23 protein-coding genes and 1 pseudogene are annotated in these 23,069 nt (G+C 74.6%); 11 read left to right on the top strand and 13 right to left on the bottom strand.

Annotated features, from left to right (window positions below):
- From ACW62_RS35445 to ACW62_RS27310, 6 genes and pseudogenes are all read left to right on the top strand, one after another.
- Positions 1-186, top strand: a pseudogene (locus ACW62_RS35445) (sulfite exporter TauE/SafE family protein); the annotation flags it as partial.
- The gene (locus ACW62_RS27330) at positions 183-995 is read left to right on the top strand and encodes a TrmH family RNA methyltransferase (RefSeq protein WP_205629644.1); all 813 of its coding nucleotides are present in this window, start codon (positions 183-185) and stop codon (positions 993-995) included. The pseudogene ACW62_RS35445 and the gene ACW62_RS27330, both read left to right, overlap by 4 nt.
- A gap of 53 nt (positions 996-1,048) precedes the next feature.
- Positions 1,049-4,090: an ABC transporter permease gene (locus ACW62_RS27325; RefSeq protein WP_053207281.1), complete on the top strand. Its 3,042-nt coding sequence runs from the start codon at positions 1,049-1,051 to the stop codon at positions 4,088-4,090.
- Positions 4,087-6,765 (top strand): FtsX-like permease family protein, encoded by a 2,679-nt coding sequence (locus ACW62_RS27320; protein ID WP_053207280.1) that lies wholly within the window; start codon positions 4,087-4,089, stop codon positions 6,763-6,765. Before ACW62_RS27325 ends, ACW62_RS27320 begins: the two co-directional genes overlap by 4 nt.
- Complete coding sequence (locus ACW62_RS27315) at positions 6,762-7,673, top strand: ABC transporter ATP-binding protein (protein ID WP_083460222.1); 912 nt, start codon at positions 6,762-6,764, stop codon at positions 7,671-7,673. Before ACW62_RS27320 ends, ACW62_RS27315 begins: the two co-directional genes overlap by 4 nt.
- Positions 7,666-8,361 (top strand): ABC transporter ATP-binding protein, encoded by a 696-nt coding sequence (locus ACW62_RS27310; RefSeq protein ID WP_053207291.1) that lies wholly within the window; start codon positions 7,666-7,668, stop codon positions 8,359-8,361. Before ACW62_RS27315 ends, ACW62_RS27310 begins: the two co-directional genes overlap by 8 nt.
- A 4-nt stretch (positions 8,362-8,365) precedes the next feature.
- Here ACW62_RS27310 and ACW62_RS27305 read toward each other — a convergent pair whose 3' ends face one another.
- Positions 8,366-8,575 carry a hypothetical protein gene (locus tag ACW62_RS27305; protein WP_053207279.1) on the bottom strand — a complete coding sequence of 70 codons (210 nt, stop codon included), beginning with the start codon at positions 8,573-8,575 and terminating at the stop codon, positions 8,366-8,368.
- Between the two features lie 116 nt (positions 8,576-8,691).
- Here ACW62_RS27305 and ku point away from each other — a divergent pair, with 116 nt between their 5' ends.
- Positions 8,692-9,558 (top strand): non-homologous end joining protein Ku, encoded by an 867-nt coding sequence (gene ku, locus ACW62_RS27300; protein ID WP_205629643.1) that lies wholly within the window; start codon positions 8,692-8,694, stop codon positions 9,556-9,558.
- 21 nt (positions 9,559-9,579) lie between these two features.
- On the opposite strand, the gene ACW62_RS27295 is transcribed toward ku, so the two are convergent.
- The 4 genes from ACW62_RS27295 to ACW62_RS27280 form a co-directional block, all read right to left on the bottom strand.
- Entirely contained in the window at positions 9,580-10,050 is a 471-nt protein-coding gene (locus tag ACW62_RS27295; RefSeq protein WP_157575016.1) for a hypothetical protein, read from the bottom strand.
- Between the two features lie 116 nt (positions 10,051-10,166).
- A complete protein-coding gene (locus ACW62_RS27290; protein ID WP_053207277.1) occupies positions 10,167-10,640 on the bottom strand; it encodes a hypothetical protein in 474 nt (157 codons plus the stop codon).
- A 100-nt stretch (positions 10,641-10,740) separates the two neighbouring features.
- Positions 10,741-11,616 (bottom strand): NUDIX domain-containing protein, encoded by an 876-nt coding sequence (locus ACW62_RS27285; RefSeq protein WP_053207276.1) that lies wholly within the window; start codon positions 11,614-11,616, stop codon positions 10,741-10,743.
- Positions 11,613-12,089, bottom strand: a complete 477-nt coding sequence (locus tag ACW62_RS27280) for a DUF6328 family protein (protein ID WP_053207275.1) — start codon at positions 12,087-12,089, stop codon at positions 11,613-11,615. Before ACW62_RS27280 ends, ACW62_RS27285 begins: the two co-directional genes overlap by 4 nt.
- A gap of 86 nt (positions 12,090-12,175) precedes the next feature.
- On the opposite strand from ACW62_RS27280, the gene ACW62_RS27275 reads away from it, so the two are divergent.
- The gene (locus ACW62_RS27275) at positions 12,176-13,246 is read left to right on the top strand and encodes a hypothetical protein (RefSeq protein WP_053207274.1); all 1,071 of its coding nucleotides are present in this window, start codon (positions 12,176-12,178) and stop codon (positions 13,244-13,246) included.
- Positions 13,247-13,307: 61 nt separating this feature from the next.
- On the opposite strand, the gene ACW62_RS27270 is transcribed toward ACW62_RS27275, so the two are convergent.
- The 4 genes from ACW62_RS27270 to ACW62_RS27255 are packed head-to-tail and all read right to left on the bottom strand — an operon-like array spanning position 13,308 to position 16,863.
- Entirely contained in the window at positions 13,308-14,639 is a 1,332-nt protein-coding gene (locus ACW62_RS27270) for a WD40 repeat domain-containing protein (RefSeq protein WP_053207273.1), read from the bottom strand.
- Positions 14,636-15,121 carry an RNA polymerase sigma factor gene (locus ACW62_RS27265; protein WP_053207272.1) on the bottom strand — a complete coding sequence of 162 codons (486 nt, stop codon included), beginning with the start codon at positions 15,119-15,121 and terminating at the stop codon, positions 14,636-14,638. Before ACW62_RS27265 ends, ACW62_RS27270 begins: the two co-directional genes overlap by 4 nt.
- 51 nt (positions 15,122-15,172) lie before the next feature.
- Positions 15,173-16,363 carry a hypothetical protein gene (locus ACW62_RS27260; RefSeq protein ID WP_053207271.1) on the bottom strand — a complete coding sequence of 397 codons (1,191 nt, stop codon included), beginning with the start codon at positions 16,361-16,363 and terminating at the stop codon, positions 15,173-15,175.
- Positions 16,364-16,365: 2 nt separating this feature from the next.
- Entirely contained in the window at positions 16,366-16,863 is a 498-nt protein-coding gene (locus ACW62_RS27255) for a SigE family RNA polymerase sigma factor (protein WP_157575014.1), read from the bottom strand.
- Between the two features lie 163 nt (positions 16,864-17,026).
- Between ACW62_RS27255 and ACW62_RS27250 the strand changes: the two genes are divergently transcribed.
- Positions 17,027-17,791, top strand: a complete 765-nt coding sequence (locus ACW62_RS27250; protein ID WP_053207269.1) for a GDSL-type esterase/lipase family protein — start codon at positions 17,027-17,029, stop codon at positions 17,789-17,791.
- Positions 17,788-17,910, top strand: a complete 123-nt coding sequence (locus ACW62_RS36295; RefSeq protein ID WP_276202978.1) for a hypothetical protein — start codon at positions 17,788-17,790, stop codon at positions 17,908-17,910. The genes ACW62_RS27250 and ACW62_RS36295 overlap by 4 nt, the downstream gene beginning before the upstream one ends.
- 5 nt (positions 17,911-17,915) lie before the next feature.
- Here the strand turns inward: ACW62_RS36295 and ACW62_RS27245 are convergent, their stop codons facing one another.
- Genes ACW62_RS27245 through ACW62_RS27230 form a run of 4 tightly spaced genes read right to left on the bottom strand, consistent with a single transcriptional unit; the run spans position 17,916 to position 21,819 of the window.
- Positions 17,916-19,358 carry an LLM class flavin-dependent oxidoreductase gene (locus ACW62_RS27245; RefSeq protein ID WP_053207268.1) on the bottom strand — a complete coding sequence of 481 codons (1,443 nt, stop codon included), beginning with the start codon at positions 19,356-19,358 and terminating at the stop codon, positions 17,916-17,918.
- Positions 19,359-19,367: 9 nt separating this feature from the next.
- On the bottom strand, positions 19,368-20,000 hold the full coding sequence (locus tag ACW62_RS27240; RefSeq protein WP_053207267.1) for a dihydrofolate reductase family protein: 633 nt from the start codon (positions 19,998-20,000) through the stop codon (positions 19,368-19,370).
- A gap of 35 nt (positions 20,001-20,035) precedes the next feature.
- Entirely contained in the window at positions 20,036-20,839 is an 804-nt protein-coding gene (locus ACW62_RS27235; protein WP_053207266.1) for a siderophore-interacting protein, read from the bottom strand.
- Entirely contained in the window at positions 20,836-21,819 is a 984-nt protein-coding gene (locus ACW62_RS27230; protein WP_053207265.1) for a TroA family protein, read from the bottom strand. The genes ACW62_RS27235 and ACW62_RS27230 overlap by 4 nt, the downstream gene beginning before the upstream one ends.
- 40 nt (positions 21,820-21,859) lie before the next feature.
- Between ACW62_RS27230 and ACW62_RS27225 the strand changes: the two genes are divergently transcribed.
- Positions 21,860-22,666 carry a helix-turn-helix transcriptional regulator gene (locus tag ACW62_RS27225; RefSeq protein WP_205629641.1) on the top strand — a complete coding sequence of 269 codons (807 nt, stop codon included), beginning with the start codon at positions 21,860-21,862 and terminating at the stop codon, positions 22,664-22,666.
- The last annotated feature ends 403 nt before the right edge of the window (positions 22,667-23,069 follow it).

Below are 23,069 nucleotides of genomic sequence, written 5' to 3'. Positions count from 1 at the left end.
GTCGCCGGGCTGGTGTTCACGGTGGTGGCCGACGTCGACTGGGCGGTGGCCGGGCTGATCGCGCTCGGCTCCGCGGCCGGCGGGCTGCTCGGCGCCCGGATCGGGCGCCGGTTGTCACCGCTGCTGCTGCGCGTCGTGATCGTCCTGGTCGGCGCGGCCGCCGTCATCGTGCTGGTGCTGCGGTGACGGGCCCGCGCCTGGTCGAGGTCGGCGGGGCCGACGACCCGCGGCTGGCCGACTACGTCTCGCTGCGTGACGTCCAGCTGCGCACGTCGCTGGAGGCCGAACACGGGCTGTTCCTCGCCGAGGGCGAGAAGGTGGTGCGCCGGGCGGTCGCCGCGGGCTTCCGGCCGCGCTCGTTCCTGCTGGCGCCGCGCTGGGTCGACGCGCTGTCCGACGTGTTCGCGGCGGCCGGCGACGTCCCCGTCTACGTGGCGCCGGAGCCGGTCATCGAGGGCGTCACCGGCTTCCACGTGCACCGCGGCGCGCTGGCGTCGCTGCACCGCCGGCCGCTGCCGCCGATGGACGAGGTGCTGGCCGAGGCCCGGCGGGTGGTCGTCCTGGAGGAGCTCGTCGACCACACCAACGTCGGCGCGATCTTCCGCTGCGCGGCGGCGCTGGGCTGGGACGCCGTCCTGCTCGGCCCCCGCTGCGCCGACCCGCTGTACCGGCGCGCCGTCAAGGTGTCGATGGGCACCGTGTTCTCCGTCCCGTACACCCGGGTCGAGGAGTGGTACGGCGCGCCCGCCGCGCTGGCCGCCGCCGGGTTCGAGACGCTGGCGCTCACCCCGGCCGACGACGCAATCGACCTCGCCGACGTGGCTCCGGCGGAGCGGACGGCGCTGCTGGTCGGCGGCGAGGGGCACGGGTTGTCGGCGCGCTGGATGGCGGCCGCGGACCGGCGGGTGCGCATCCCGATGCAGGCCGGCGTCGACAGTCTCAATGTGGCAGCTGCGACCGCTGTCGCCTGTTATGCCCTGCGACGTGCCGGGTAGTCTGTGCCGATCATGCGTGGGGGAAACGATTACCGGGCCGGTGAGCACGGCTGATGCGGATCAAGCGGGCTCGCGCCCATGCCGCCGTGGTGGCGACGGTGGCCGCTTGGGCGTTCGTGGTGGCGGCGGTGACCACCGGACTGGTCGGCTACCTGGTCGTGGCCAGCCAGGACGGCGTCCGTGAGGCGTTGCGCACCGCGCCGCCGGCGGAGGCCGCCGTGCAGGCCGTCACCCGGCTCGGGCCGGATCCCGCCGACCAGGACGCTGCCGTCCGCGAGGACGTCGCCGCCCGGTCCGGCGGCGCCCCGATGGACGTGTACCGCAGCCTGGCCGGCGGCGAGGACGCCCTGACCGTGCCCGGCAGCGACCAGGACGCGCGCGGCGTCCTGACCGTCTACGAGGGCCTGGAGGAGCACGCGGAGCTGGTCGGCGGCGCCTGGCCGGTGGACGGCGGCACGGGCGCCGGCACCGAGACCGCGCTGCACGCCACCGCCGCGGAGGCGCTCGGCCTGGCCGTCGGCGACGAGATCACCGTGGGCGAGACCCTTGTGCGGGTCACCGGCACCTGGCTGCCGGCCGACCCGGACGATCCGTTCTGGTTCGGCGAGCCGATAGAGGTGACCGGCGTCGACGGCTCCGCGTACGGGCCGTTCGTGGTCACCGAGGACGCGTTGACCGCCGTCGAGCCGTCGCCGCGGGTGCGCTGGCGGGTCACGCCACAGGCCGACGCGATCACCCCCGGGCAGGTCGCCGCGCTCGCCGGTGCGCTGCCGGGGCTGCCCGGCGCGTTGGAGGGCGACGACCGCGTCGACGTCCGCGGCGTCGCCGTGAGCGGTGAGCTGGCCGCGACCGCCCGGTCGCTGGACGCCGACGTCGCGCGCGGCACCAGCGTGTCCGCCGTCCCGCTGGTCGTGCTGGTGGCCGTCGCGATCGTCACCGGCGCCCAGGTGGCCCGGCTGCTCGGCGTGGTCCGCGAGGTCGAGACGACGCTGCTGCGCTCGCGCGGGCTGTCCGCGAGGCAGTTCGTGTGGTGGTCGGTGCTGGAGTCCGTCGCGGTGGTCGTGCCCGCGGCCGCGCTCGGCGCGGCCGCGACGGTGGCCGCGCTGCGCGCCGGTGGGGGGCCGGCCGTCGACGCCGGGGTGGCCGCGTGGTGCGCCGCCGGAGTCGCCGCCGGGACGCTCGCGCTGCTGGTCGCCGGAGCCGCCGCGACCGCCCGCCGCCGGGTCGAGGACACCGTCGCGTTCAGCAGCCGCCGCGCCGCCGGCGCCATCGGCTGGAGCTTCGCCACCGTCGCGCTGATCGCCGCCGCGGTCGCCATCTGGCAGCTGCGCCGCTACGGCGAGGCGTCGGGCGCGGGCGGCGCCGATCTGCTGGCCACACCCGGCCCGGCGCTGGCGCTGCTGGCCTGCGCTGCCCTCGCGCTGCTCGCCGTCCCGTACCCGCTGGCGCTGGCCGAGCGGGCGCTGGCCGGGCGCCGCCGGCTCGGGCTGCTGCTGCCGGCCTGGCAGGTGACCCGCCGGCTGCCGGTGTACTCGTCGGTGGTCGTGCTGGTGGTGGTGACGGCGGGCGCGGGCGTGCTCGCTGCGTCCTACTCGGCCACCTGGACCGGCCTGCAGGACGACCTCGCCGACGTCCGCTCCGGCGCCGACGTGCGGGTGACGTTCGACCGCGCCGGGCCGCTCACGGCGGCCCGCCCGGCCGAGTCGGCCCTGCCGTACGGGCAGGTCGGCGGCGCGGCCGACGCCGTCGGCGTGCTGTCCACCGGCGCCCGCATCGGCGACGAGAGCACCGCGCTGCTGGCGATGCCGGCCGGCCGCCTGGGCGACGTCGTCGAGGGCCGCGACGACGTGTTCCCCGCCGGGCGCGTGGCCGCCGAGATCGCGCCCGCGGAGCCGTCGCTGACCGGCCTGGAGCTGCCGGAGGGCACCGAGCGGCTGAAGGTCGACGCGACCGGTGTCGCCGCGGTGACGCTGCTGGTCGCCGACGCCGACGGCGTGCTGGCCCAGGCCGTCGTCGAGGACGGCGTCGCGGCCGTGCCCCCCGGGTTCGGCACCGTCGTCGCCGCCGACCTCGGCCTCGCCATGACCGGTGCGAGCGAGCCGGCCGTCACGGCGTTGCGTGCGGTCGACGCGTCCGGCACGGCCACCGACGTGCCGCTGGACGGCGCCGGGGCGTGGCAGCCGCAGGCCGAGGCCAGCTACAACCTCGATGCCGCCGACCCCGGCACGACGTCGCCGCTGTCGGCCGCGGCCGTCGCGCTCCTGCCCGGCGCGACCGTGCGACTGACGCCCGCGGCCGCGACCGGCGAGCCGGTGCCCGTCGTCGCCTCGCGAGACGCGCTGGACCACTTCGGCCTGCAGGTCGGCGACCCGGTCACCCTGCACGTCGTCGGCGCCCGGGTCGACGCGCAGGTCGTCGACGTGGTGCCGGTGGTGCCCGGCGTGGCCGGCCCGGTCGCGTTCGTGGCCGACCTCCCCAGCGTCACGGCTGCGCTGTTGCGCGTCGCGGACCGGCCGCAGCGCATCACCGAGGTGTGGCTGAGCGCCGGCGGCGGCGACACCGCGGCGCTGGCCGCGGCGGTCGAGGACGCCGGGCTGGCCGGTGCGGCCGAGGTGACCGACCGCGAGACCGTCCGCTCCGGGCTGGTGGACCATGGCCTGGCCCGGCACGTCGTGCCGGCGTTCTGGTCGGTGGCCGCGGCGGCGATCGTGCTGACGGCGATCGGCGCGGTCGCGTCGGCGGCGACGCTGCGGCGGCAGCGGCGCGGCGAACTGGCCGTGCTGCGCGTCGTCGGCGTGGCGCCGTCGGAACAGGCCCGGTCGCGGCGGATCGAGCAGGCCGGCATGGGGCTGCTGGCGATGGTGGCGGGCGCGCTGGGCGGGGTGGTGGTCGCCGCGCTGACGGTGACGGTGCTGGCCCGCGCCGCGACGTCCGAGGTGCCGCAGGCGCTGGACCCGGTCGGCGGCGCCAGCCTGGGCGCGCTGGCCGTGTTCGGGCTCGCGCTGGCCGGCGTGATCGCGGTGGTGGCGCTGCTGCAGGCGTCGCGGGCCGGACGCGATGCGGCGGCGGCGGTTCCCGGGGAGGAGCGGCGATGAGCACGGGTCTGGGGACCGGGCGGCTGTTCCGCCGGCAGTTCCTCGCCGACCGCGCGGCGGCGCTGGTCGTCGTCGGCGTGGTGTTCGTGCTGGCCCTGGTCGCGGCGGCGCTGCCGCGGCTGGCCGAGCAGGTGTTCACCGACGACCTGCACGCGGAGCTGGCCGGCACCCCGGCGACCTTGCGGGACGTGACCTCGGTGGCCGGGGCACCGCCGCCGCTGAGCGTCGACGGCGCGATCTGGGCGCCGCTCGACCAGGCGCTCGCCTCGGTCCGCGACGACGCTCCCGCGGCCGTGCGCGAGGCGACCGGGCCGGGCCGGTTCGTCGTCACCGCGCCGGTCTCGCGGGTCGAGGTGCGCGCGTCCGACAGCGTCACCGACCTGCTGCCGACCGCCGACCCGTACTGGGCCGAGACCGTCCGCGTCGTCGACGGCGAACCGCCGGCGCCCGCGACGGAGCCGGCGCCGGGCCAGCCGGTCGTCGTCGACGTCATGGTGGCGCGGACGTCGGCCGAAGACGTCGGCTGGACGATCGGCGCGGTCACCCCGGCGGCGCCGCGGGCCGGCGGGCCGCCGGTGGCGTACCGGCTGTCCGGCGTGTACGAGCCGCTGGACGCCGCCGCGCCGGCGTGGGCACACCGCCGCGCCGCGCTGGGGCCGGAGGTCTTCGACGACTGGGACCGCGGCCGCGTGCTGACCATCGCCGGGTACGTCGACCCGGACTCGTGGTCCGCGCTGGCGCCGGCGCTCGGGTCGCCGATGGAGACCCGGCTCTGGTACCCGGTGGACGTCTCGTCCGCGCGGGCGGAGGCCACGGTGCCGCTGCGCGACGCGCTGAGCCGGTTCATCGCGGCCGCCCCGGTGATCTCGTCCGGCCAGGGCGAGCTCCCGTTCAGCCCGATCCTCACCACCAGCTCCGTCGACGTGCTGGACCGGGTGGCCGAGCGGCACGACAGCTCGCAGGCGGTCATGGCGATCGTCGCGGCCGGGCCGTTCGGCGTCGCGCTGGCGGTGCTGGCGCTGGCCGCCCGGCTGATGGTCGAACGGCGCCGGTCCGCGCTCGGGCTGATCGGCGCGCGCGGCGCCTCACCGCTGCAGCTGCGGCTGCTGATGGTCACGGAGGGGCTGCTGCTCGGGCTGCCGGCCGCCGCGCTGGCCACCGTCCTCGCCGCCGTCTTCGTCGACGGAGTCGGCGGGACCGCAGGTCTGGCGTTGCCGCTGGTCGTCGGGCTGGCGCCGGCGGTGCTGCTGCCGCTGGCGGCCCGCCCGAAGGGGCTGCGCGCCGTCCGCCGCGACCTCGGGCTGGCCCGGCCGTCGCGGGCCCGCAAGCTGCTCGAAGGGCTGGCCGTCGGCGCGGCCGTGGCGGCCGCCCTCGCGCTCAACGCCCGCGGCCTGGACGCCGGCGGCGCCGGCATCGACCCGCTCACCGCCGCGACGCCGCTGCTGCTGGCGTTGGCCGTCAGCGTGCTGGTCATGCGGTTGTACCCGCGGCCGATGGCGACGCTGGGCCGGGTGCTCGGCGGCCGTCGCGGCACCGTGGCCTACCTCGGCGCCGCGCGCGCCGTCCGCGATCCGGTCGCCGGGTTCGTCCCGATGCTCGCGCTGGTCGTCGGCATGTCGATCGCCGCGTTCTCCACCGTCGTCTGGTCCACCACCGAGCGCGGCATCGAGCGGACCGCGTGGCAGCAGGTCGGCGCGGACGTCCGGGTGACCGGCGTGCCGCTGACCGACGAGGAGCTCGCCGCCGTCGCCGGCCTGCCGGGCGTCGACGCCGTCGCGCCCGTGGTGGCGCCCGGCCCGACCCTGTTCGAGGTCGGCTCCCTCGACAACCGCGTCCCGCTCTACGTCGTCGACATCGCCGCGCTGGACGCCGTCCGCGCCGGTGGGACCGCGCTGGACCCGCTGCCGTCCGGGCTGACCGAGCTCGGGCCGGACGGCGCGATCCCGCTGCTGGTGGCCGGCGGCCTGGCCGACGACGGCGTCACCGGCGAGTTGGTGCTGAGCGAGCGGCTGGACGCCGTGGTCGCCGGGACCGCCACGGAGATCCCCGGCCTGACGTCGGGCGGCCAGTGGATGGTGGCCGACCGCGGCGTGCTGGAGGAAGCCGGCGTCACCCTCATCCCGCCGCGGCTCACGCTGGTCGACCTCGGCTCCGGTGGATCCGCGTCCGCCGTCGCCGCCGAGGTGGGGGACCGGACGATGACCACCCCGGCGTCGGAGATCGCGGACCTACGCGGGCCGGTGAACGACGGCACCGCGCGGGCCATCGTCGGGGCCATCCTGCTGACCGGGCTGTTGTGCGCGGCCGCCGTCGTGCTCACCATGGTGGTGGGTGCGCCGTCGCGTGGGCGGCTGCTGTCGCAGTTGCGCACGCTGGGGCTGTCCGGCCGGCAGGGCGAGGGCCTGGTCGTCTGGGAGGCCGCGCCGGTGGCGGCGGTGTCGCTGGTGACCGGGCTGCTGCTCGGCGTCGGGCTGCCGTGGGCGGTGCTCTCCGGCGTCGACCTGCGGTCGCTGACCGGTGGCGGCGAGCAACCGGCCGTGCACCTGCCGGTCGGCCTGCTGGGCGCCGTGATGCTGGGCTTCGTGGCGGTGGTCGGTGTGGCGGTGGCGGTGTCGGTGCTGACGGGACGGCGGCTGGCGCCGGCGGGAATCCTACGGATGGGTGACGAGACGTGACGGAGCTGCTGGCGGCCGAGCGCCGCGACATCGTGTGCGAGGACCTCGTGCGCATCTACACCGCCGAGGGCGTCGAGGTGCAGGCGCTGCAGGGCCTCAACCTGCGGGTCGACGCGGGCGAGGTGGTGGCCGTCGTCGGGGCCTCCGGGTCGGGCAAGTCGACGCTGCTGAACATCCTGTCCGGGTTGGACACGCCGACCGCGGGCGTGGCGAAGGTCGCCGGGCTCGACATGCTGACGATGAAGGGCCGCGAACGGGTCCGCTACCAGCGGCACACCGTCGGGTTCGTGTGGCAGCAGACGTCGCGCAACCTGCTGCCGTACCTCACCGCGGCCGAGAACGTCGCCGTCCCGGCCGCCATCGCCCGGCGCCGGTCCCGCTCGTCCCGGGTCGAGCTGCTGCTCGAGGCGATGGGTGTGGCGCACTGCCGCGACCGCCGTCCCGCCGAGATGTCCGGCGGCGAGCAGCAGCGCGTCGCCATCGCCGTCGCATTGGTCAACGAGCCGCGGGTGCTGCTGGCCGATGAGCCCACCGGCGAACTGGACGAGGCCACGTCCGCCGACGTGTTCGAGGCGATCCGGCACGCGAACACCGAGTTCGGCGTGACGGTGCTGGTGGTGACGCACGACCAGGCCGTCGCTGGGCACGTCGGACGGACGGTGCAGATCCGCGACGGCCGCACGGCGACGGAGATCCTGCGGCGCACCGAACTGGACGAACACGGCCAGGAGCAGCACATCGCCGAGGAGTTCGCCGTCCTCGACCGCGCCGGCCGGCTGCAGCTGCCCGACGACTTCGTCGGCGCGCTGCGGCTGCAGGACCGCGTCCGGCTGGCCCTGGAACCCGACCATATCGGGGTGTGGCCGGACGAACTGGAGCGTCGTGGAGAAGGGGTCGCCGGTGAGTGAGAACCACGCCGTCCGCGCCGTCGCCGTCAGCCGGGTCTTCGGCAGCGGCGCCCGCGAGGTGCACGCCGTCAACGACGTCGACCTCGAGGCGCACCCGGGCGAGCTGCTGGTCGTCAAGGGCCCGTCCGGGTCCGGCAAGACGACGCTGCTCAACCTGCTCGGCGCGCTGGACCGGCCCACCAGCGGCCGCGTGTTCGTCGGCGACCTCGAGGTGTCCACGATGGGCGAGAAGGACCTCGTCCCCGTCCGCCGGCACCAGATCGGCTACGTGTTCCAGTCGTTCGGGCTGATCCCGATCCTCACCGCCGCCGAGAACGTCGAGATCCCGCTGCGGCTGCAGGAGCTGGACCCGGTCGCGCGGGCCGCGCGGGTCGTCGAGCTGCTGGCGCTGGTCGGGCTGGACGGCCACGCCGAGCAGCGTCCGTACGAGCTGTCCGGCGGGCAGCAGCAGCGGGTGGGCATCGCGCGGGCGCTGGCGGGCGACCCGGACGTGCTGATCGCCGACGAGCCGACGGCGCAGCTGGACACCCGGACCGGCGCCTCGGTGATGGCGCTCATCCACGACCTGGTGCGCCGTCGCGGCATGACGGCGGTCGTCGCCACCCACGACCCCGCCCTGATGGAACAGGCCGACCGCACGCTCGAACTCCGCGACGGCCGGGTGGTGGACGCCGCGGCGGCAGCCTGAGCCGTCAGACGGCGACGGGCTGGAAGATCGACTCGATCAGCGGCAGGTCGCCGTTGAAGACGGCGGCCGAGCACTCCCGGCAGGCGAACTCGACGCCCAGCCCGCCCGGGACCTTGTCGAACTCGGTCTCCGCGTCGCATTCGCCGCACCAGGCCGTGAGGGACCCGATGAGCAGCTCGGGCGCCGCGACGTTGAGGTTTCGCGTTGGCCTCATGTTTTCGAGAGTGACACGCGGGGCCGACTGGGCCCAGGAGGCGCGCCGGGGTCGTGGCGAGCCAGACTAGGCTTGGACGGACGCATCGAACGAGGTGCCGGCGGACGGAGTAGAACATGCCTGTGCAAACGGTCTGGAAGGGCTCGATCTCGTTCGGACTGGTGTCGATCCCGGTCCGGCTGGTGTCGGCGACGCAGGAGAAGGACGTCAGTTTCCGGCAGGTGCACGCCGCCGACGGCGGGCGGGTCCGCTACAAGCGGTTCTGTGAGGCGGGCGGGCACGAGGTCGCCTACGCCGACATCGCGAAGGGCTACGAGCTGCCCGGCGGCCAGCTGGTGGTGCTCACCGACGAAGACTTCGAGGACCTTCCCATCACGTCGTCGCGGTCCGTCGAGGTGCTCGGGTTCGTGCCGTTCTCGCAGATCGACCCCACGTCGCTGAACCGCGCCTACTACGCCGAGCCCACCGGCGACACCAAGCCGTACGCGCTGCTGCGCGACTCCCTGGAGCGCTCCGGCCGGGTCGGCGTCGTCAAGGTGGCGCTGCGCAACAAGGAGCGGCTGGCGGTGCTGCGCTCGTTCGAGGGCACGCTGATCGTGCAGACCATGCTGTGGCCCGACGAGATCCGCAAGCCCGAGTTCGACTTCCTCGACGAGGACATCGAGGTCCGCAAGCAGGAGATGGCGATGGCCGAGTCCTACATCGACACCCTCTCCGGCGACTTCGACCCCGAGGAGTACCACGACGACTACCGCGAGGCGCTGCTGAAGGTCGTCGAGGCCAAGGCCGAGGGCGCCGAGGTCATCCCGGCGCCGGAGGCCGCGCCCGCCGAGGGCAAGGTCGTCGACCTCATGGAGGCGCTGCGCCGCAGCGTCGAAGAGGCCAAGCAGAACCGCGCGGCGGGCAAGGCCGACGCCGAGGAGGCGCCGGCCCCGGCGAAGAAGACGGCGAAGAAGGCGGCCGCCAAGCGCAAGTCCGCTTGACGGCCGCCGGTGCGGACGGGTTCAGCAGGAGGCCACATTCTTGTAGCCGATCCAGAACTCGCCCCTGCTGTTGATGCTGGCGTTGGTCCCGAACGTGGTGGCAGTGTGCGCGCCGACGACGCGCCCGATGCGTCCCTGCGACGTCTTGTTGATGTCGACGTACGGCCGGCCCCAGATGTTCTTGTGGAAGGTTGCGGAGGCGTCGTGCGACCAGGTGCCCGCCGTGCCGCTGGTCCAGCAGGCCCGCCCGGTGGAGATCACGCGCAGGACGAGGTCGCCGTTGCCCTGCATGCGCACCAGGTAGTTGCCGTTGCAGATCGCCTTCCCGCTGCCGAGCGTCCCGGCGAACGAGGTGCCGACGCACCCCTCCACCCGGGGCGAGGCGGCACTGTCGGGCTGGGCTGACGCCGGCACGGCACCGAGGTGCAGGAGCGCCAGGCCGAGCATCGCGGTGAGGAGGGTGGTGAGGCTGCGAGGACGAATGCGGAGCATGTCGTCCCCCCTTCCTGTGGAGGTCGAGGCGGCCGATCGGCCGACCCTTCGTCCAGGGAACGACTTGCGATCTTCAGAATCTCTTCAGAACTGTGTCGGCGCCGCTCACGGCAGGGTCAGCAGGAGGCCACCCGCCGGTAGCCGACCCAGAACTCGCCCTTGCTGTTGACGTTGGCGTTGGTCCCGTGGTTGTACTGCGTGTGCGCGCCGAGGATGCGCCCGATCCGTCCCTTCGACACCTGGAAGATGTCGACGTACGGCCGGTCGCCGAGGGGGTTCTGGATGAACATCGCGTAGGCGTCGTTCGACCAGATGCCCGCCGTGCCGCTGGTCCAGCAGGCCCGGCCGGTGGAGATCACGCGCAGGACGAGGTCGCCGTTGCCCTGCATGCGGACCAGGTAGTTGCCGTTGCAGATCGCCTCCCCGTTGCGGAGGGTCTTGGAGAACGAGGCGCCGACGCAGCCGGCCACCTGCGGCGATGCGGCGCTGTCGGGCTGGGCCGACGCCGGTGTGGCGCCGAGGTGCAGGAGCGCCAGGCCGAGCATCGCGGTGAGGAGCGCCGTGAGTCGGTGCGGACGTAGCCGGGGCATGTCGTTCCCTTCCGATGGAGGTCGAGGCGGCCGATCGGCCGCCTCGACCAGGGAACGACTCGCGGTCTTCAGGATCTCTTCAGAACTGTGTCTGTGCCGCTCAGCGGCCGCGGTGGGCCAGCTCGAACAGGGCGGACGGGCCGATGCTGCGGCCGCCGGCCGCACCGACCCGCGTGCGTAGCTCCCGGTCCGCCGTCACCGCGACGACGTGGTCGTGCGGGCGCTCGGCGACGGCCGAGGCGACGGCGGCCGTGACGGCATCGTCGCCGCTGCCGGGCGCGTCGACGACGGTGACGTCGTCCAGCGACTCGACGCCGCGGGCCCGGCCCTCCGCGACCAGCGTGACGCGCGGCCACCACTGCGCCGCCGGCAGCTCCAGCGCCGCCGCGGGCACCGGCGCCAGCCCCCGCAACTCGTCGCGCAGCCGGGCGGTCGCACCGACGCGGTCGCGCCACCAGCCGTCCGGCCGCGAGCCCACCACGTTCGCCGCGTCGACCACCAGCACGAGGTCCGACGGCGCCGCCGCACGGATGCGCGGCCACATCGTCCCGAACGCCGGCAGCAGCGGCAGCGCCGCGACGTCGTCGACCGGGATCCAGGTGATGTCCAGGCTCTCCGGGTCGGCCGCCCGCCCGTCCACGGGCCGCGACGCGCGCGCGACGATCGTCGTGTAGGACCACGGGCCGTGGTCCTCGATCCAGGCGTGGCTGGGCCGGACGGCGTCGGGCGGCACGTCGGCCTCCTCGGCGGCCTCGCGCAGCGCCGCCTCCAGCGCGGTCTCGGCCGACGACCGCGCGCCGCCCGGCACGCCCCAGGTGCCGCCGTGGTGGCTCCAGTGCGCCCGGTGCTGCAGCAGCACGCCGCGCTCGTCGTCGACCAGCAGCAGGCCGGCCGCGCCGTACCGGCCCCAGTGCCGCTGCCCGCAGGCGCAGTCGATCCAGCCGTCGCCGTCGTGCCGGTGGTGGACGAGGGTCAAGACGCGCTCCGTGCGCGGACCCGGGCCGGAATCACGTACCAGAACACGATGAACCAGAGTAGCGCCACGCCGTCGACGGTGATCGCCAGCCAGCGCGCCAGCACGACGTCCAGCGCCAGCAGCAGCCCGCCGCACACGGCCAGCATCAGCAGCGCCAGCCCGCCCGCGGTCATCCGCGACGCCAGCGGGATCATCCGGTCGCGCAGTCCCTGCCGGAACACGATGCGGTGGAACGAGACCGGCGCGATCAGCAGCGCCATCGACATGGCCGAGAGCACGATCGTCACCGCGTACACGTCGTGGGTGAAGTCGTCGGCGTCGCGGAACGGCGAGGTGAACGCGATGGTCAGCAGGAACGCGAACAGGATCTGCCCGCCGGTCTGCGCGATGCGCAGCTCTTGCAGCAGCTCGTTCCAGTGCCGGTCGTAGCGCCCGGCCTGATCCTCGTTGCGCGTGTACCGTGGCTCGTCCACGACACCTCCTATCGGGCGGATCGTACCCAAACCCGCCCAAGTGAGGTTGCCCGCCGGCCGCGCGACCGGTCGGTAGAGTCCGGCAGGTGGCCCCACGCGACGATCTCGCCGAGTACGAGCGCCGGTTCCGGCGCAGTGGCCTGCCGCTGTTCATCGAGGACTACACCGCCAGCGAGGACATCTTCACCCGTGCGGCGCCGTGGCTCGCGCTGGTGTTCCTGGGCGAGATGCTCGGCGCGACCGAGCTGGAGTGGCCGGTCCTGCTCAACGTGGCGGCCGCGCTCGGCGGGCTCGCCATCCTGATCGCCGCGTTCGGGGCGCTCAACCGGGTCCGCGGCCGCCGCTTCCTGGAACTGCCGCGCGAGGTCGGACGGCCCGAGCTGGCGGCGTTCGTGCTGGTCCCGGCGCTGCTGCCGGTGATCTTCTCCGGTCAGTGGCGGCAGTTCTTCGGCATCATCATCGGCAACTCGGTGTTCCTGCTGCTGGTGTACCTGGTGGTCGGGTACGGCCTGATCGCGACGGTGCTCTGGGCGCTCAGCCGCATGGCCGACGAGCTGGCGGCGTCGCTGGGCCGGCTGGTCCGGACGCTGCCACTGCTGCTGATCTTCTCGCTGGTGCTGTTCGTCAACGCCGAGATGTGGCAGATGTTCGGCAACATGCCGCGGGCGTTCGCACTGGTCGTGATGGGCTTCCTGCTCGGGCTGGGCCTGGTGTTCTTCGCCGTCCGGGCGCCGGGCCTGGTGCGCCAGCTGGAGAACGACCTCAACGGCGACGCCCGGCCGCTGACCCGCCGGCAGCGGATCAACGTCGGGCTGACGCTCGTCGTGAGCCAGATCCTGCAGGTCTCCGTCGTCAGCGCCGGCGTCGGCGCGTTCTTCGTCGCGTTCGGGCTGTTCGCGGTGACGCCGGAGGTGGGGCAGGCGTGGGCCGGCACGACCGGCTCGTGGAGCCAGACGATCTCGCTGTTCGGCCACGACACGCTGCTGTCGGAGACGTTGCTGCGGGTGGCCGGCGGGATGGCGGCGTTCACCGGGCTCTACTACGCCATCTCCATCCTCACCGACTCCACCTACCGCGACGAGTTCATGGCCGGCGTGACCACCGAGATGCGCGGCGTCTTCGAGGCCCGGACGCAGTACCTCGCCCTACGCGACTGACCATGATCATCAACCTTCTGTGCTGCTATGACGACACAGAAGGTTGATGATCATGGCCGGCCTAGGACCCGAGGAGGTACGGGACGTCGTAGGTGTCCGGGTCGTCGTCGAGGGCGGCCGGATCGGTGGCCAGCTCGCAACCCGCCCCGACGGTGCACCGGACCAGCGCAGCCTCCGCGCTGTCCTGGTAGGCGTCGAACACCACGCTGGTGCCGGACTCCCACACCGCCGTGAGCTCTGGCAGCTCGCCCTCGACCCGCAGCAGTTCCGCGCCCGTGCGGGCGTCCAGGATTACGAGGTGCTCGATGCGCTCCCAGCCGTCCGGATAGCGCGCCGCGGTGTCGAGCATGTCCTGGGTGACGGTGACCTCGTGCTCGTCTCTGGCGATGACGTCGCCGGGCCGAGCGGTCGCGAGATCCTCGGGGGTCACCCAGTTCCTGACCGGTTCGGTGCCCACGGCGAGGTAGCGGCCGTCGGGGGAGAACGCGAGGGGGTAGCCGTCCCGCAGGGTCCACAACGTCGCGTCGGAGGCCACGTCGACCACGTCGATGCCGCCGCCGGCGTCCCCGGTCAGCGCGAGCAGGTCACCGGCGGGTGACACCGCGGCCACACCAGTCTCGTCCCGGTACGGCGTCAGCCCTCCGCCCAGCTCCCAGGTGTGCAGGCCCGACACGGTGTTGGCCCCGGCCTCGACGAGGATCGTGTCGTCGTCGAGGAAGCCCATCGGCTTGGTGCTCGAACCCGGCACACCGGGCAGTTCCTCCTGTACCTCGCCCGTGGTGGCGTCGGCGACGATCAGGGTGCTGGTGCTGGTGCTGGTGCCGGTGTCCACGTCTCCGTTGCTGACCGCCCAGGCGACCCGGATGCCGTCGGGCGAGACCACCGGCAGCGAGATGGGGCCGCCGGCGATCTCTTCGGTGTAGCCGCCGTTCCCCGGGACGAACACGAGCGACCGCTCCGCCTGGTCGACGCTGAGCTCGTCCCACACCACGAAGCCACCGTCCACCCGACGCAACGCCGGGTAGTCGGACTCGATGACGTGCGGTGCCTGCTCCGTGCCGAAATGAAGGGTGCCGGCCGGCTCGTACCAGGGCACTGCCGGCTCCGGACCACGACCGAGGGTGCCGAGGTCGAGCACGACGTCCGGCACCCCCGGCGCCGGTTCCTCGGCCGGCGGCCGGTCGGTCACCGGCGGCTCGGCACCGTCGCGCACCGAGCTCGGCACGACGACGGCGGCCGCCGCGGCCGTCACCGCGGCGATGGCGCCGGCGGCGGCCAGGCGGCGGCGGGTGTGCAGCCTGCGGGCGCGGCCCCGCAGGTGCTCGACGGGCGCATGGTCGCCGACCGGGATCCGGGCCAGCGCGCGGGCCAGCTCGTCGTCGATGTCGATCATTTCGTCTCCTCGTGGGTCAGTGCGGCGGCGAGCTGCCGGCGAGCGCGGCTGAGCGTCGAGGCCACGGTTCCGCGCGTGACGCCGAGAGTGCTGGCGATCTCGGGTTCCGTGAGGTCGAGGACGTAACGCATGGCCACGACCTGGCGGCTGCGTTCGGGCAGCGCGGCGACGGCCGTCCAGAGTGCGTCGTCGCGCGGCTCGGCCGCCGGGGCGTGCCGCTGCGGCTCCCCGGCGAGCCGCTGCAGGTGACGCCGCTCCAGCCGGGCTCGCCGCCAGCGCGTCCGGGCCTCGTTGACCGCGACCTTGAGCAGCCAGGCGACCGGCGAGTCCAGCGCCGCGGCGGCCGGCCAGCGGGCCAGCGCCCGGGCGAACGCCTCGGCGGTGGCCTCCTCGGCCAGGTCACGGTCTCCGACGGCGATGGTGACGGCGCGCAGCACCCGTGGGCGCAGCGCGACGTACCAGTCGGTGAAGTCCTCGTCCATCGTCGTCACACAGTCAACACGCGCCCGCGGCCGGAAACGTTGAGCCGGGCCTCACCCGAGGACGTACGGGCTGTCGAAGGCATCGGGGTCGGGGTCGGCCGGCCGGATCTCGGTGGACAACTCGCAGGAGCCGTCCGTGGTGCATCGGACCAACGTGGCGCCCGGGTCGTCGTAGGCCTCGATCACGACCGCCGTGGGCGACTCCCAGCGCACCGTCTCGGCCCGCCGGAAGGTGATGCGGGTGAGCTCGGCACCGGTGCGGGCGTCGCGGATCACGACGTCATCGGGCCGTTCGACGCTGTCCCATGTCTCGACCGTGACCAGGTACCGGCCGTCGGGGGAGAAGCGGTGGTGGTAGCCGCTGCCGAGCTGCCACAGCGCCGCACCGGTCGCGAGGTCGGTGACCTGCTCCGGGCCGGTGGTGCCGCTCAGGACGGCGAGCCCGTCGGGCGACGTGGCGCGGACGCCGAGGTCCTCGCGCAGCAGCGTGACCTCACCGCCGGGCGCCCAGGCGTAGGTGCCCCACGCCTCGTTCGCCGCCGCGTCCAGGACCACCCGGCCGTCGGCCAGGAAGCCCATCGGCTGGGCGCCCGGGCTGGGCGCGTCGGGTAGCTCGGCCACGACCTCGCCGCTGGCGTCGGCGACAACGACGACGCTGGTGAGGCCGTCCTCGCGGGCCTGCTCGTCAGTGTCCCAGTCCCGGTTCGGCAGGCCCCAGGCGATCCGCCCGCCGTCTGCCGAGACCACCGGCGGGGTGACGTGGCCGTCGGCCAGCACGACCTGCTCGCCGTCGTCGGGCACCAGGGCCAGCCTGGAGTAGCCGTAGGCGTCGTCGGGGTCGGACGTCCACGTCCACACGACGTAGCCGCCGATGACCCGCTGGATGACCGGCTGGTCGGCCTCATCGTCCCAGGTGACGTCGTACGGGGTCGACGCGGAGCCGAAGTGGAGGGCGCCGTCGGCGTACCAGGGCACCTCCGGGGCCGCTCCGGCAGCGAGCGTGCCGAGATCGACCACGCCGCCAGTGCCGGCCGGATCGACGCCGGTGGACGGGTCGTCGGCGCCGACGACAGCGACGCCGACGGCGGCGGCCGCCACCACGAGCGCCGCCCCGCCACCGGCAGTGACCCGGGCCAGCCGCCGCGAACGGCGGCCCCGCCGGATGGCGCCGTCGGCGAAACCGGGCGGCACCTCCCGGACCGCGTCGTCGACGGCGGTGCGCAGCAGGTGTTCGACGTTCATCGTCAGGCTCCGTCCAGAGTCGGTTCGAGGGCGAGGTCACGCAGGCGGGCGAGGGCGCGGTGCGCCTGGCTGCGGACCGTCCCGGTCGAGCAGCCGAGCAGGGCGGCGATCTCCCGTTCGGGCAGGTCCTCGTAGTAGCGCAGCACCAGGACGGCGCGCTGCCGCGGCGCCAGACGCTGCAGCAGCCGCAGGACGTCCAGGCGGTCGCCGACGAGGTCGGCGGCGTCGGGCGCCGGGCCCTCCGGCACGTCGCCGACCGGGTCCTCGTGCAGCACCAGCCGCCGGCGCCACCGGGTGACCTGGTCGTTGTAGATGACCCGGCGCACGTACGCCTCGGGGTCGTCCACCTTGCGCCAGCGCCGGTACAGCTTGGCCAGCGCGCCCTGCACGAGGTCCTCGGCCGCGTGCCGGTCGCCGCACAGCGCGTACGCGGTGCGCAGCAGCGCCAGCGACCGTCCGGCGATGAATCGCCGGAACTCCTCGTCCTCGTCCGGATCCACCCTGCCTCCAGTCATGCGTCGTCACACCCGAGGACGCACGAACGGCCCGGAACGCTGCATCGAGCGTCCGGCAGGGATCTTGTCGATGCAACGGAACCGGCGCCTCACTCCGTCTTCGGAGCGAGGCGGGCGGGGGCCCGCACCGGCGACCGGAGGGCCCGCCATGCCTCGCTCGATCCTGCCTGCCTGCGCGCTGACGCTGCTGGTCAGCGGGGTCGTGGGCTGTGCCGCGCCGGAGCCGGTCGCGGTGCAGGCGGCGCCGCTCGCGGGACCCGCGCCGCTGGCCGCCGCGCCGCTGCCGCACGCGCTCACCGAGGACCGGACGGTGCCGGGCACCGGCGCGCTGGGGGAGTGGCGGGAGCTGACGCCGGTCATCAGCACGCCGCGGCACCTGCGCCGGGTCCGCGACGGCGACGGCCTGCTGGTCGTGGGCGACTCCATCGCCCGGGCGACGGTGGACGAGCTGGCCGCGCGGGTGGGCGCGGCGTCCGGGCTGTCCGTCGCCGTCAACGCGCACCCGGGCCGGCCGACGGCGCCGGCGGCGGACTGGATCGTCCAGAACGCGGGGCTGATCCCGGACCGCGGCCTCGTCGTCGTCAGCGGCGCGAACGACGTGTTCGCGCCGCTGGGCTGGTGGCGGCAGGTGGAGCGGGTGCTGGACGCGGCGGGCGGCCGCCGGGTCTACTGGCTCACCGTCCACGTGGACCGCCGGCGCGGCGACGCGACGCAGCGCTCGGCCGACCGCAGCCACTCGGCCTGGCTGAACGACCAGCTGCGGGCGGTCGCGGAGCGGCACCCGAACCTGGTGGTCGTCGACTGGGCCGGCGCGCTGTCCGGCGACTGGCTGTCCGACGGCGTGCATCCGTCCGCCGCCGGCGTCGCGGCCTGGTGTGAGCTGCTGGAACGCGCGATGGGGCTGGTCGCGTGACGCGGTGGAGCCGGGACGACTGGATCGCGCTCGCCGCGCTGCTGGCGCTGCTCGTGGGGTTCGTGCTGCTGACGCGCGACGCGCCGCCGACGATCTGGATCGAGCGCGACTTCCGCTGACGGCGTCAGGGCGCGGCGATCGGGGCGAGCGCGCGGACGTCGTCGGGGGAGGCGAGGTCCTGGACGGCGACGAAGATGGTGCGGACGCCGCGGCCGAACAGCTCGCGGTAGCGGGCGGCCGTCTGCTCGGCCGTCGCCGCGTGGTGCTTGCGCGCGTACGCCGCCGCGGTGGCGTTGCCGCGGGCCCGCTCGACCCGCCGCCAGACGTCGTCGCGGTCGCGGCCGACGATCGGAAGGTCGAGGACGGTGACGGCGACGTCGCGGCCGGCGCGGTGGCGGTGCTTCTCGAACACCGCCAGCCGCTCGTCGAAGCCGTCGTCGGTGCGCAGGTTGCAGGCGTCGCCGAGGGCCGCGGCGATGCGCAGCGACCGGTCGCCGGACCCGCCGACGACGATCTCCGGGCGCCCCACGGGCCGCGGGTAGGACGTGGTCTCGGGCAGGTCGGCGCGGGTTCCGGAGAACGCCTTGGTGCCCGGCGCCCACAGCGCCCGCATGATCTCGATGGCCCGCTCCAGCTCGTCCAGCCGCTCCTTCGGCGGCGGGAACGCCAGCCCGTGCACCTCGTGCTCGCGCCCGAACCAGCCCGCGCCGATGCCGACGAACGCCCGCCCGCCGCTGAGCACGTCCAGCGTCGCGACCGCCTTCGCGATGATGCCGCCGGGCCGGAACGTCACGGGCGTGCACAGCGGGCCGAGCCGCAGCCCGGTGGGGAGCCCGGCCAGCATCCCGAGCGTCGTGAACGGCTCCGGGATCGGGTCCCACGCGCGGCCGACCTGCGGGATCTGGATCAGGTGGTCCATCAGCGCCAGCCCGGCGAACCCGGCGTCGTCGGCGGCCAGCGCGACCTCCTTCAGCCAGCCGGCCGGGTCGTCGTCCCACGGGAAGCGGGAGACCTGCAGGATCACTTTGCGCTCGCCCGCCGCCTCGGCGGCGGGGACCGCGGGGGCCGCGACGGTGTCGTCGCGCGGGGCGTCCGCCGCGACCGTGACGACCAGGTCCCAGCCCTCGCCGTCCAGCTCGGCCGCGACCTCGCCAGCGCGGCGCAGCTGGCCGGCCAGCGCGGGCGCCGGGACCGGCCGGTCGCGGGCGGCGTTGCGGGCCCGGCACAGCTCGGCGGGTGTGTCGAAGCGGACGGCGACGGCGGGCAGCCCGGCCGCGCGGGCGACGGCGAGGTAGCCGCGGCGGCGCTCGGCGTCGAGGCCCAGCGTGTCGACGACGACGGTGAGCCCGCGCCCGGCCCGCGCGGCGACGATGCGGTCGAGCAGCGCGAACGCGTCGTCCGTCGCGTCGAGGTCGTGCCGGCCGCTGCCGACCACGCCGCGCAGGTCGTCGGAGGACACGATCTCCTGCATGCGGTAGTGCGCCCGCGCCCATACCGACTTGCCCGCTCCGGAGGCGCCGGCCAGCACCACCAGCGCCGGGTCCGGGATCGGCGGCTGCGTCGTCACGGGCCCAGGCTAGCCGCCCGCGGCCGGTCGGCCGACGTCGTAGGTGAGGTGGGTCGCGGTGGTCGTGGTGACGGCGCCGCGCTGCACCAGCGTGCGCGGCGTCGCGCCGGTGAACAGCGGCGTCCCTGCGCCCAGCAGCACCGGCGAGAGGTGCAGCAGCAGCGCGTCGACCAGCCCGGCCTCGATCGCGGACGCGACAGTGGCGCCGCCGCCCATGAGAACGACGTCGAGGTCGGTGCCGGCGGCCGCCGACGCCGCCTCGGCGCGTTCGCGGGCCGCGGTGACGGCGTCGGCGATGCCGGTGGTGACGAACGTCCAGTCGAGGTCGGTGAGCCGCACCGACTCCGGCGCCGAGCTGGTCACGACGACGAACGCCGGCTTGCCGACCTCGCCGGCACCGTAACCCAGGTCGTCGCTCCAGCCGTCCGGCCCGTCGACCACGTCGAACAGGCGGCGGCCGAGGACCACGGCACCCGAGCGGGCGGTCGCCTGGCGGAGGAGCCGCTGGTCATCGGGATCGTTCGAGAACGCCCAGGTGTGCAGGCCCTCGCCGCCGGTGCCGAGGCCGTTGTCGGGGCCTGGATCAGGCCCGGTGACGAAGCCGTCGAGGGAGACGGAGATGTCGGCGATGATCCGTGTCATACCGTGCAGACCCGGCGCGCCGCCGGAACTCATCGTCAGTCCTCGTCGTGCCCCGCGACACCGCGCTTCCAGTACCCCGTCACCAGCGCGTCGACCTCGCCGCGCCGCCAGCTCCGCAGCGGCTTGACGTCGCCCGCCTCGCCGGCCGCGAACAGGAACGTCCGCCCGGATGGCCGCGGCAGCGCGTCGACGGTCGCGGCCAGCGCGGCGCCGTGGGCCGGCCGGTGCACCGTCACCCGCTCGCCATGGGGAACCGGATAGCCGGGCTCGTCCGCCACGACGACGTCGGCGCTGACGCCGGCCGGCGCCGACTCCAGCCAGCGCGCGACGGCCGGCAGCCCGGTCGCGTCGACGGCGAAGACGTAGTGGTCGTAGGTGTACGGGAACGCCTTGCCGCCCGGCGGGCCGGCGATCGTCACCTCGTCGCCGCTCTCCGCGCCCGCCGCCCACGTCGACGCCAGCCCGCCGTCGTGCAGGACGACATCCAGGTCCAGCTCCAGCCCGTCCGGGTCGTACCGGCGGATCGTGTAGTCGCGGGTCGGCGGGAGCGGCCGCGGCCAGTCCAGCAGCTGGCGGTCGTTGGGCACCGGGGCGCGCAGCACGCCGTCGTCGTCCGGGAAGACGATCTTGACGTGGTCGTCGGCGTGGTAGGTGTGGAAGCCGGCCAGGCCCGGGCCGCCGAGCGTCAGGCGCAGCATCCGCGGCGTCACCCGCTCGCGGCGGCGCACGGTGACGGTGCGGACGCCGATCGGGTACGGGATGCGGGTGACGCCGTTGCCGGACCGGTGGTGCGCGGCGACCTTGGGCCCAGGGTCGCTGCGGTCGTCGGGCGCCCTCACCGGGCGTCCAGCAGCGGCGCGAGCGCCTCGTCCAGCGCGTCGAGGGTGAACATCGCCGACGGGTACGTCGAGGCCTCGGTGTAGCGGACCGGGAAGGCGCGGCCGGCCTGCACCGCGGGCAGGTTCGGCCACAGCCCGGAGTCGAGCACCGCCTGCACCGACGGGTTCGGCGTGCCGTCGGGCTGGACCGTGTAGGTGATCGCGTCCGCCTCGCCGAGGCTGTCGGTGAGCTGCTCCAGCGACACGTACTCCGAGACGTCCCGTCCGCCGCCGCCCGGCTCGGCCACCTCGCCGTAGTACGTGACGCCGACGTCCTCGGCGATGTTCGTGCCCCACGACCGCGAGAACTCGCGCTGGAACGTGCCCTCCTCGGCGACGCCGTACCCGCCGACGTGGCCGAACTCCAGGCCGGCGAGGGCGTCCTCGTACTTCGCGGCCAGGTCCGCGGCGCGTTCCTCGTAGGCGGTCCGGTCCTCCTCGAAGTGCTCCAGCCGGTCCGTCGCGTCGGTCTGCCGTTCGGACAGCTCGCGCCAGGCGTCCGGCACCGTCGGCCCGATCGCGACGACGGGGGCGATCGACTCCAGGTACTCCAGGTCGATGTCGCCCATGACCGGCTGCGGGATGCCCAGCACGATGAGGTCGGGCTCGAGCGTCGCGATGGCCTCGTAGTCGGTCTCGGCCGCCGCCTCGCCGGCCACCCGCGGCAGCTCGTCGTACGTCGCGCGGTCCTCGTCGGTCATCATCGCCAGCCCGCGCTCCCACGACGAGATGCCGACCAGCGCCGCGTCGGCCTCGATCAGTGCGGGGACGGCGTACCCGGTGGCGACCACGCGCTGCGGGTCGGCGGGGATCTCGATGTCGCCGTTGTCGGCGGCGAACACCCGGGTGTCGTCGCTCGCGGTGCTTTCGGTGCCGCCGTCATCGCCGCAGGCCGCGGCCACGGCGAGCACCAGGACGAGGGGGAGGAACAAAGTACGCATGCAGGTGAGGCTAGCCTTACTGGACCTGCTGGAGATGTCGATGAGAGGTCGGGTTGTGTCGCTGACGGAGCGGTGGGGGAGCGATCCGCTGTGGTGCGAGGAGTACGGGTACGGCATCGGCAACCCGGGCGGCATCTACCTGCTCAAGTACCGGACGGCAGGCGTGCTGGAGTTCGGTGAGCGCCGCCAGGACTTCCTGCACCAGCTGTACTGGGCGCCCGGCGGTGTGCTGACCGCGCGGCACGGCGTGAGCGTGCGGTTCGTCGGCGAGGGCGAGGCGTTCTGGGCGCACCGCGCGGTCAGCCACGAGGTGCGCCTCACCGGCGGCGACCTCGTCTACCGGGTGTGCCTGCGCGAGGCGCCGCCGGCGCTCGACGGGCTGCGGGCCGGCGCCGTCTCCGTCGACGCGGAGGCGGGGCGGCTGCTGCGGGCGATCGCCCGGCCCGGATACGAGGAGCGGCGCGCGTTGGAGGCGCGGGGACTGATCCTGGCCGGGCTCGGTCTTTTCGCGGACGAGCTGCCCGGCCGTCCGGTGACCGGCGCCGGCCTGGCAGCGACGGTCGCGCGGGCGCTCGCGCACGACCCCGGCGACGACACCCGGCTGGACGAGTGGGCGGCGCGGCTGCACACCAGCGTCACGACGCTGCAGCGCGACTTCCGCCGCGAGTTCGGCACCTCCTACCGGCGGTACCGGACGCAGGTCCGGCTGCGGGCCGCCCGGGTGCTGCTGCAGACCGAGCCCGTGACCCGGGTGGCGCGCCGGGTCGGCTACGCCAGCCCGTCGGCGTTCGTGGCCGCGTACGGGAAGGAGTTCGGCCACACCCCGGGCGGCCGGCGGCGACCCTAGTTTCGCGTGGTCTCCGACACTCCGGCACTTGAAGCGGGTTTGAGGGGGCGTCGGGTTGCTGGTCCCGCTCCACGACGCGGCACGGCGCAACGGTGTGGGACCGCTGCGTGATCGATGGGAGAACACTGTCGTGTCGGCGACAGTGATGCCGCGTCGTTTCCGCAGTGATCTCACATCGATCTCGGCCGTGGCGACTGTGCGCCTACCCTCGGCACGTCACTGGGTGGGATCACTGTGCGTGCTGGGTGGCATCGCTGTTGCCAGGGGAACAGTGATCCTCCCCACCCGGCGCAGCGAATCCACACGGTGGCGTTGGGGATCGTGTAACGGTTCGCCGTTGTCGCGCAGTTCGCCAAATGCGGGCAGAGCCCGCCCGGTGCACCGTTCGCCGTTCGTGCCGGCG

Source organism: Jiangella muralis (assembly GCF_001270745.1).
GTDB lineage: Bacteria > Actinomycetota > Actinomycetes > Jiangellales > Jiangellaceae > Jiangella > Jiangella muralis.
Note: the sequence above shows the minus strand (reverse complement) of the source record. Positions and strands in the feature narration are given on the sequence as shown.